This is a genomic window from Micromonospora sp. SL4-19, from assembly GCF_047921475.1.
Lineage (GTDB): Bacteria > Actinomycetota > Actinomycetes > Mycobacteriales > Micromonosporaceae > Micromonospora.
Genome location: NZ_JBLROB010000085.1, coordinates 1 through 688, shown reverse-complemented (window position 1 = coordinate 688; position 688 = coordinate 1). Strand labels below are relative to the sequence as shown.

1 pseudogene is annotated in these 688 nt (G+C 69.0%); it reads right to left on the bottom strand.

Annotated elements, in window-relative coordinates:
- A pseudogene (locus ACNAVT_RS31795) lies at positions 1–330 on the bottom strand (hypothetical protein); the annotation flags it as partial.
- Positions 331–688: the final 358 nt, after the last annotated feature.

Sequence of the window (688 nt, the reverse complement as noted above, 5' to 3'; positions counted from 1 at the left end):
GACCCGCCCGTGCTCGTCCCGGTCCTCGTCCCGGTTCTCGCCCTTCTGGTCGCGGTCCTTGCCGTCCCGGTCCTCCCGGTCCTGGTCGCGCCCTTCTTCGCGCTTCTCCTCGCCCTGGCCGTCGTCCGAGGCGACCTGCTGCGCGGTGGACCACTTCACGTCGGCCAACCGGTGAGCGCCGGTAACCCCGGTGGTCGCGTAGGCCACGCCCGCGAGGCTGACCGCTCCCGTCAGGCCCATGACGCCGGTGGCGAGCCAGAGCCGCCGGCGGCGGAAGGGGGAGGTCGTCTCGCGGTTGGTGTGATCGTTATTGCGAAGGTAGTTGGACATCGGAGCTCTCTGCCCTCTCCTCGTACCAGACAAGGTCGCTTCGTCATCACGAGGCGGCCTTCGCTACAAATCGGTTGTAGCTGCTGAACTCGACCGTATGGGAATCTTCTTCACCTCGGGGGTATACACGAAAAAAACCCGCAATCGGTACGCGGGTCACGCGGGGGAGGAGTCCGGGCGGGCGTGCCGGCAGGTGCGACGGGGGTCGAGCACGTGGCCGGCGGCGAAAAGCTCGCGGGCCGGTGTGAACGGGCTGACGGCGGACGTCCCGGGACGGCGCTGTCCGGATGCAAACCCGCCGGGTGGTCGGGGTCCCCATCCGCTGGCGGCGGAAGGGGACCCCGGGCTATGTGGTGGT